This is a genomic window from Paeniroseomonas aquatica, from assembly GCF_030409335.1.
GTDB classification, from domain to species: domain Bacteria; phylum Pseudomonadota; class Alphaproteobacteria; order Acetobacterales; family Acetobacteraceae; genus Belnapia; species Belnapia aquatica.
Window position 1 is genome coordinate 1 of record NZ_JAUFPN010000071.1, and the last position, 8,324, is coordinate 8,324.

The window sequence follows — 8,324 nt, forward strand, 5'->3', positions numbered from 1 at the left end:
CAGCGCGCGCAATGCCGCAGGATCATCGGGCAGTGGTGGTGTTGGAGTGCTGGTCTCACGCATCGCGTAGACGATTCTATGCGGGCACGCTCGGCCTGGGAATCCGTTTTGCACTCTGCACCCGCGTCCAATCGATTCCAGCGAACAGCGCCGCGAACTCGACCGGCGTCAGCCGCACCGCGCCATCCACCACCGGTGGCCAGCGGAACGCACCGGCCTCCAGTTGCTTCCAGACCAGGACCAGGCCGCTGCCATCCCACACCACCAGCTTGATCCGATCGGCGCGCTTCGCGCGGAACACCAGCACCATGCCCGAGAACGGATCCTCGCCCAGCATCTCGGCCGCCAGCGCGGCGAGGCTGTGCGCCCCCTTGCGGAAGTCGACGGGCCGCGTTGCCAACAGGATCCGCGCCCCCGCCGGCAGCGTGATCATGCCTCGAGGGCCGCCGCCAGCCGCGCCACCACAGTCGCATCCGTCCCAGCGCCGACCCGCAGCAGGCGGCCATTGCGCAGCACAACCTCGATCCGGTCGGTCCCCGCATTCGGCATCGGCGCGCTGGGAGGCACGACCGTACCCTGCCGCGGACCGCCATCATCGACCAGCAGCGGCACAAAGCGTGGTGCCCGCGGAAGCGCCTGCCGCGCAGGACGACCCGCGGCCTCCCGGCGCCAGCGATACACCAGGCTCGGCGAAATCCCGTAACGCTGCGCCACCTGCAGCATCCGTGCCCCCGGCATCGCCGCCTCGGTCAGGACCCTGGCCCGATCATCCGGCGTGTATTCCCGCCGGGACTCAGCGCGAGTGACGATCTCCACCCGCGTCACACCATCCGTGGCAGCATCAGTGCTAGCACTGGTACGAGACTTCGAGCCGGCCATCGCTTCACCTCCGCGACGACCTACTTTTCAGCCACACAGCATCCACGCAAGAAGGGCCCAGTGGCTGCGCTTACCGTTGAGCCAGCCCAGGCCGACGCTCTCCTCCTCCGACTGTCCGGCATAGGCGATCCACTGCGGACTGCCCCAGATCCGCTCCCCTGAGCTGCGCGAACGGAACACAAGCTGCGGGATCCCCTCGACCAGGGACCGCAGCCTGGCCTCGCTGTCGCGCATCGCCTGCTCGGCCACCTTGCGACCGGTGATGTCGAGCACGAGCTCAACCGCAGTGCCGTCGTCCAGCATCCTGCCCGCGAACAACCCCCACCAGCGCGAGCCGTCCTTGCGGAGGTACTCCTTCTCGAAGGGAGTGCCCTGACCGGTCGCTGCCAGTTCCTCCATGCCGTGCTGGGTCTGCGGCATCCACTCCTGTGGGGTAAGCTCATCCCAGCGTAGCAGGCCCGCGTCCAGATCCGCGCGGCTGAAGCCCGACATGCGGAGGAACGCGGCGTTGCCGTCGGTGATCCGGCCTTCGAAGTCGAAAAAGATCACTCCGACCGTCCCGATCTCAGCAACGCGCCGAAACCGCTCCTCGCTCCTGCGAAGCCGCGCTTCGCGGTCGCGCAGATCCTTGGTTATCCGCAGGCGATCCACCGCAGCCGAGATGAGGTTGGCATAGGTGCTTAAGAACGCGGTGTCGGCGTCCGTGAACCTGCGCGGCTCGCGGCTGTCGATCTGCAGGATGCCGAAGGGAGGCTTGTCCGCCGCGCCAATGATCGGGACGTTGGCCACCGCCTTGACCCCGTTCTCGACCAGGAAAGGCGGATAAGTGAACCGCCGCTCAGTCGCAATGTTTGCGGAAATCATTGGCTTGCCAGTCTTCAGGGCGTGGCCTTCCGAGGTCTTGTCCGAAGCCTTGGTGGTCACCTTGCCAACCACGCCCGGCTTCCAGCCCACGCCTGCGCGGACCAGCAGGGTCTCGCCGTCTTCCTGCAGTTCCAGAACCTTGGCGAGGTCAGTGCCGAGGGCCTCGCCCACCACACGACAGGCCTCGCCCAGGATCTGGTCGAGGTCGTCAGACCTAAGGGCGAGTTCGCCGAACCGGGCCAGGGCGGTCTGCTGGCGAAGCAATTCCGGATTGTTGCTGTTTTCTACTTCAGCCAACGGGCGCCCCCGGTACGATGTGGTTAGCGCCTTTCGGCGGTTCGCCCAGCCTTGTGACAGCTCGGGGTAACCGCCGGTCGGGCCGCTGGCCTTCTCGAGATCAGTGTTCGAAAACGTACATAAGGGCCCACCGTTTCGTCCAGCCACAACCAAATAGCTTGTAGGGAGGCGCCGGTTCGCCGCTCGCTTTCCAAACCATTCCAGATCGTCGCGCCTCTGGGTGCGATATGTCCGCCTTGGGGAATGCAATCCTGGATGGCTGATGACCGATATGGGCGCGTAGCGGACATCCCCGTACCACTCTTTTACAGCGTCTTCCCGCCCCGAGCCGACCTGCACATCGTCACTGGACTAGGATTCGTAGCTTACATGCGCAACGTGTTGGATGGACCACCACGTTTATGGCCACGTTGCGAGGGATGCAGCCTAGCGGTGCGCTCCCGCACCGCTCTGGCCAAATCTGACCCGAGGCGTGACAGCCGCTCGACCAACGCAGCACGCTGTCGAACACCATCGTCGAGCCGTTTCTCCATCGGCGCGACCACGCGGCCACGACGACCCCGCGCCAGCCGATCCTGGAGCACCGTAGGGGCCAGCCCCTCCGCCTCCCGCCGCTCCGCCGACCGCACCCCGCGCTGCAATGCCCGCGCGGCCCCACGCCGCACCTCGCCCACCCGCGCCAGGAACTCGAGCGCACCCTCCTGCCGCGGCTGCCGCCCCAGGTTGCGCGCCACGTTCGCCCAGGCATCCGCCTCGGTCACCGGCCGCACGTCGTTCAACGGCCGGCGCCGCACCACCTCCGCCTGCTCCGCCCCCGCCGAGAGCACCAGCCAGGCCGCCCGCCGGTGCCGCGTGCCGGAGGCATAGGCCGCGAAGCCCGTCACTGCCTTCGACCCGCCCGGCAGCGCGTGGATGTGCTCCGTCGCGGTCGAGCCCTGCGCCGTGTGCGTCGTCATCGCCTCGCCATAAGCCAGCCGCGCCCGCCCAGTAGCGTCGGCCAGGGTCGTCCAGGCCACCCGCCCCTCGCGCCCGCCGGCATTGCGTACCCGTAGGCCCTTCGCATCAGCCGAGAGCACCGTGAGGATCGAGCCGTTGCGGCCGATGCTGCCCCGCTCCCCCTCCGCTGGGGTGCTGGCGAACAGCCGCACCCGGTCGCCCGGCGCCAGCGCCATCTCGTAGGCGTTGCCGTCACGGTCCGCCGCCTGCACCCGCACCTGGTCGGGCCCGACTTGGCCGAGGCCGCGCCGCACCTCGCGGATCGCCAGCCCCAGCCGGTGCGCGTCGGCATTGGTCGGCGCCGAGACGGTCAACGTGTAGCCGGCATCGCCGGCATTGGCCCGCAGCCGCTCGCCAACCAGCTGCCCCACCCGCTCCACCGCTTCGCCGGGGCCGCCCGGCACCAACTCCGCCGTGCCGTCCGCGCGCTTCATCGCCAGCGCCTCGGTGGCGCGACCCTCGCGCCAGTGGCCGGCGATCTCCCGCTCCCGCTCAGCCCTCTGCCGCACCGTGGTGAGGATTTCCGGCACCTGCGCCTCGCCCAGCGCCCGGCGCACTAGGTCGACGATCGGCCCGGCCTCGATCGCCTGGCACTGCCGGTCGTCGCCCAGCATCGCCAGCCGGAAGCCCCGCGCCTGCTGCAGCCGCAGCAACTCCAGCCCCTGCCGGGTGCCGAGCAGGCCGAGTTCGTCCACCACCACCACGGCGCGGCGGTCGAGCGCGATGCCGCCGGCCTTGGCGGCGTCGAGGAAGACGCTGAAGGCCCGGACGTTGCCGCGGTCGATCCCGGCCTCGGCCAGGTCGTCGGCCTGCCGCCAGGCCAGCGAGACGCCGTGCACCGCCCTGCCCTGCGCCTGCCAGGCGGCGACCAGGGGCCGCAGCAGCGTGGTCTTGCCGCTGCCCGCGGCGCCGACCACCACCCCGAGCCGGCCGCCCTCGCCCAGCCGGTGCATCGCCCGGCGCTGCGCCTCGCCGTGCTCGCCCTCGAAGGTCAGGCCGGCGCGCTCGGCCGCGGTCCGGATCGCCGCGGCTCCGAGCGCCCCGCTCCGGTCCCCGGCCGCCGCCTTGGCGAGGCGGAGGAAGTCCTGCTCGTCGGCGGCGTGCAGCGCCGTGGTGATGCCGATCTCGCCGCGTTCGCCCTGCCGGCCCCAGACCAGGGCCGTCGCCTCACCGTACTGGCGCACCCCCTCGCCCCGGAAGGCGGCGGTAACCCGCTCGATATCGCCGGTCTCCGCGATGCCGGCGGCGATCAAGCCGCGCAGTGCCGCGGTGCGGGCATCGGCGCCGGAGATCACCGCCCGCCGGTCCAGCTCCTTCTCCAGCCAGGGCAGTGCCGCCGCATAGGCCTCGGCGATCCGCGCCTCCTGGGTCCGTTCCGGCGGCGCCAGGCGCGGCCCCTCGATGCCGCCATACCGCCAGCCGAGCTCGCGCGCCTGCCGCCGCCAATCGGCGAAGTCGGCCATGTCGTCCTTCCTGAGCTTCTCCCGCGTCTCCCCGTCGATCCCGGCCGGCGTGCCCTGCACGCCGGCCTTCAGCAGCCCGGCACGCCGCTCGGGGGCCAGGGTGTCCCAGTCGAGGCTGAGGGTCCTGGCGAAGGCGCGCGCCGCCTCCTCGCCGTTCAGGGTGCGTTTGGAGAAGTGGTCGCGGACCGCGTCGGGGATCGCCGCCAGCCGGGCCATGCCGGTCTTGGGGTCAAGGCCGACCTCGGCACCGAGCCCGCGCAGGTTGGTGGCAAGGTGCGCCTGGTAGAGGGCGCCGGCCTCCTTGATCAGCCCGTCGAGCCGGTCGAGATCGAGCGAGCCGACCCGGCTGGTCTCGCAGAACACCGCGTTCATGACGGTGAAGTGGGTATGCAGGTCGGGGTCGCCGGCGACCTTCACCGCGACGCTCTCGGTGACGGTGCGGTTGCCCTCCTGGCGCGTGGTCCAGAGGGTCGGGCGGGAGGTGTGGTGGTCGAAGGCGATCCAGCCGACATGGCCGGGGTCGGCACCCTCACGGCCGCCATCCCCCTTTCTGGCCTGGCCGATGCGCGTTTCGACATAGGCCATGGCCTCCGCCGCGGCGTCGTGGTGCGCGCCGTAGATCGCCGCCTGCTCGGCCGGCCGGGCAAAGGCCCAGGCAACAGAGACCGACTTGTCCGGAGTCAGGCAGAAATCGACCGAGCCGATCGGCACCAGGTCCTTCGCCTCGCCACTGCGCCGGTCCGTCACCGTGCGAGCAACGGCATAGTGCTTGCCCTCGATCTTCCCGCCATCGGCCCGCCGGCCGGCCAGCAGCGCGTTGATCTCGTCCCGGGTGACGCCGCGGTTCGGGTCCAGGCCGAGGCCGCGAACGACAAGCGGGTGCATGTCCCGCCGCGGTTCAGCAACCGGCGCCCCGTAGGCCTCGTCGAAATCACGCCGCTGGACTGCCTGGGCCAGCCGCTCGCCAAGGCCGGTTTCTTTGGCGACGTCGTGGTCCTCCGCCGACCCCGCCGCCATACCCCGCGTGTAGTAGCGGGCGAGGTCGGCCACTTCGCGCGGCAGGGTCTGGGTCAGCAGGTGGTTCGTCATCGCCTGGGCGTCCGCCGGCGTGCCAGCGGCGATGGTAGAGTAGGTCAGCATTGCCCGCGTCCTTTCAGGACCCAGGTACCAGGGCCTCGGCAATCTCCCCCGGCAGCGCCGCCAAGCGGCCGTCGAGCCGGTCCAGTACCACCTCCTGCGCCGCCAGGGCCTCGGCGATCCGCCGCAGGGCCTCGCCGAGGTCGCTCTCGTCCGGCTCCTCGGCTGCCGCGACCAGGATCCGCTCCAGCATCGCGGTGTGGGTGGCGAGCGTCTCGTTCATTTGCGCCACCCCGCGCAGCAGGGCGTCCTGGCGCTCCTCCAGTCGGGCCAAGCGATCGTCGTCGCGCGTCGTCACTGCCATGGGTCTCCTCTCCCCACTTTCGGTGCCATCGGTACCGGCCGCATGGTCCATGCCTTGGTCTGTAAGGCCTGTTTCGCTCAACGGACGGCAAACGCTCTCGCCACGCTCCGCGCAATTCACATCAACGGGAATCCAACGCCCCAGCCACCTCGTTTCGATCGCTCTGTCGCAAGATTGCCGGCGATGAGACCGACGCGGCACGACGCCGAACTGCAACGCATCGCCGAGTTGGCCAAGGCCGGCGCCGGACGCTCGCCGCTCTACCGCTGGCTCAGGACCCGGCACGATGCCTTTGCCGCCCTGCTGGAAGAAACCCGGCCGAACTGGCGCACCCTCGCCGAGGGCTTCGCCGAGCTCGGCATCACCACCGCCGACGGCAAGCCGATTGCCGCCGCGGCCGCCCGGCATGTCTGGTGGCGGGTCCGGCGCGACGTTGTCGCCGCCAGGGCCAGACGCGCGGTATCACCCCTGCCCGCCCCCGTTGTCGCAACAGTGGTGCCGATGCCGCCGCCCGCGCCATCTGCTCCGTTACCGGCACAGGAATCAGCGCCCAAAGCAGCAACCGGCGACGCCCTGTCGCGGCTGCGGGCCGAGATCAACCATCGCAGTGGAAGGAAGCACGATGGCTAAAGCCAACGGCCAGGACATCGCCGCCCAGGTGTTGGCGGTCGGGCTCGGACGCGGCTTCGGCGGCAAGTCCACCGGCCTCGCCGAGCTCGTCTGGCGCGCCCGCAACCAGGGCCGCGAGGTGATCGTCGCCGACGGCGACCCCCGCAGCCGGACGCTGGCCAGCATGTTCCCGGAGGCGATGTCGCCGCCGACCGAGGAACTGCCCGACGTCAAGACCTGGCTCAGTCAGGTGCTCAACCGCATGGTCAAGGAACGCCGCTCGGCCGTGCTCGACCTCGGCGGCGGCGACCGCGTGCTGCAGGAGTACGGCCGCGACCTGCGCCTGGTCGAGTTCTGCGCCCGGCGGGGGATCGAGCCGCTGGCGCTCTACTTCCTTGGCCCGGAGGACGAGGACCTGCGGCATGTCCTGTCGATCTGGGAGGCCGGCTACTTCCGCCCCCGCCGCACCCTGCTGGTGCTGAACGAGGGGGTGATCCGCGAAGGCCGCACCGTGGCCGGTGCCTTCGGTCGCACCCTCGACGATCCGGGGTTCGCGCGAATGGTCGAGGAGGGCGCGGTGCCGGTGCTGATGCAGCGCCTGGCCTGCATGGACCTGGTCCGACGTGGCGGGGTGGGCCTCTACCAGGCTGCCACGGGTGACGGCGGCGCGCCGCTGGACCCGGTCGAGCAGTTCATGGTTGAAGACTGGCTGGCCGACCTGGAGCGCAAGCGGGCGGATGCCGGCGCCACCACCTGGCTGCCCTGACCGGCCGATGGCCACCGTCGAGGACGTCAGGGGCTGGTGCGACCGCGCCGGCATGCGGCCGGACAGCCCGCTCCGCGCCGCGCTGCTGACCACGACAGAGGCGGCCGAGACCGCCCGTGTGGCGACTATGGGTGCCCGCGGACTGACGCCGGAGGGTGAGCAGGACCTGGTTCGCCGCGTCAGCGAGGCGGCGGCGATCGGGGCCGAGCGGGAAATGACGCGGCTGGCGCGGCGGCTGGAGCTGCGGACCGCGCTGATGCTGGCTGCTGCGGCTATGGTTCTGCTGGGTGGTGGCTATGCGCTCGGCCGCTGGGATGGTGCCGGATCCGGTGCGGCACGGGCGGAGGGCCTCCAGGGGGCCGCCTTCGTCGCGCAGGTCGCTGAGCTCAACGACATCACAGCACTTCGGCGGCACTGTGAGCGCCATGCCTACCGCGAGCAGGGCCGGCTTGCCTGCAACCTGCCCCCGGTCTGGATCAGAAGCACCCTGCCTTGAGCAGGCACCATTGGTGGTGACCGCAACCAGACGCTCATCTGGCGTCCGATGGCGCCCCGGCGACCCATGGCCACCGGGGCAACGCCAGTATCAGGCGACCTGCTCCACCGCGGTCGGCTGCAGCGACCAAAGGAAATCGCAGGCCCGCTGGGCATGCGCCGCGGCGACAAAGATGAACTTCTTGTCGCTGGCCAAGACCCTGAGCCATGAGCCGATATAGGCCGTACTGTCCTGCCGCAGGTCATGGTCGATCCCGAGTGAGGCGCAGGTAAAGGCGGCCGTCAGCTCTGCCAGGATCTCCTCGATGGCCCGTGCCTCCTCGCTATGCCGCTTGATGATCGTCTCGCGGTTCAATCGGCTGGGATGGCCGGTCCAGTGGCCAAGCTCATGCGCCAAGGTCGCGTAGAAAGCCTCCGGATAAACGAACCGCTCCAACTCCGGCATGCGGATATAGTCCAGGTTCGGCAGGTAGAACGTAAGCGTCGCGGCGTTGGCACATTGCGGCGCGGGCCG

The 8,324-nt window shown here is 70.3% G+C and carries 9 protein-coding genes; 3 read left to right on the forward strand and 6 right to left on the reverse strand.

What is annotated here, in order from left to right; genetic code table 11:
* Positions 1–76 precede the first annotated feature (76 nt).
* The 5 genes from tnpB to QWZ14_RS07865 form a co-directional block, all read right to left on the reverse strand.
* Positions 77–433 carry an IS66 family insertion sequence element accessory protein TnpB gene (gene tnpB, locus QWZ14_RS07845; protein ID WP_290316071.1) on the reverse strand — a complete coding sequence of 119 codons (357 nt, stop codon included), beginning with the start codon at positions 431–433 and terminating at the stop codon, positions 77–79.
* The gene (tnpA, locus tag QWZ14_RS07850) at positions 430–879 is read right to left on the reverse strand and encodes an IS66-like element accessory protein TnpA (RefSeq protein ID WP_290316072.1); all 450 of its coding nucleotides are present in this window, start codon (positions 877–879) and stop codon (positions 430–432) included. The genes tnpB and tnpA overlap by 4 nt, the downstream gene beginning before the upstream one ends.
* Before the next feature lie 27 nt (positions 880–906).
* A complete protein-coding gene (locus QWZ14_RS07855) occupies positions 907–2,040 on the reverse strand; it encodes a PAS domain S-box protein (RefSeq protein ID WP_290316073.1) in 1,134 nt (377 codons plus the stop codon).
* Positions 2,041–2,405: 365 nt separating this feature from the next.
* The gene (mobF, locus tag QWZ14_RS07860; protein ID WP_290316074.1) at positions 2,406–5,639 is read right to left on the reverse strand and encodes a MobF family relaxase; all 3,234 of its coding nucleotides are present in this window, start codon (positions 5,637–5,639) and stop codon (positions 2,406–2,408) included.
* 13 nt (positions 5,640–5,652) lie between these two features.
* The gene (locus tag QWZ14_RS07865; protein ID WP_290316075.1) at positions 5,653–5,940 is read right to left on the reverse strand and encodes a hypothetical protein; all 288 of its coding nucleotides are present in this window, start codon (positions 5,938–5,940) and stop codon (positions 5,653–5,655) included.
* Between the two features lie 42 nt (positions 5,941–5,982).
* On the opposite strand from QWZ14_RS07865, the gene QWZ14_RS07870 reads away from it, so the two are divergent.
* Genes QWZ14_RS07870 through QWZ14_RS07880 form a run of 3 tightly spaced genes read left to right on the forward strand, consistent with a single transcriptional unit; the run spans position 5,983 to position 7,811 of the window.
* Positions 5,983–6,570, forward strand: a complete 588-nt coding sequence (locus QWZ14_RS07870) for a hypothetical protein (protein ID WP_290316076.1) — start codon at positions 5,983–5,985, stop codon at positions 6,568–6,570.
* A complete protein-coding gene (locus tag QWZ14_RS07875) occupies positions 6,563–7,315 on the forward strand; it encodes a hypothetical protein (protein WP_290316077.1) in 753 nt (250 codons plus the stop codon). The genes QWZ14_RS07870 and QWZ14_RS07875 overlap by 8 nt, the downstream gene beginning before the upstream one ends.
* A 7-nt stretch (positions 7,316–7,322) precedes the next feature.
* Positions 7,323–7,811, forward strand: a complete 489-nt coding sequence (locus QWZ14_RS07880; RefSeq protein ID WP_290316078.1) for a hypothetical protein — start codon at positions 7,323–7,325, stop codon at positions 7,809–7,811.
* A gap of 90 nt (positions 7,812–7,901) precedes the next feature.
* Here QWZ14_RS07880 and QWZ14_RS07885 read toward each other — a convergent pair.
* Positions 7,902–8,324: zincin-like metallopeptidase domain-containing protein (locus QWZ14_RS07885; RefSeq protein WP_290316079.1), on the reverse strand; the 423-nt coding region annotated here is incomplete at its 5' end.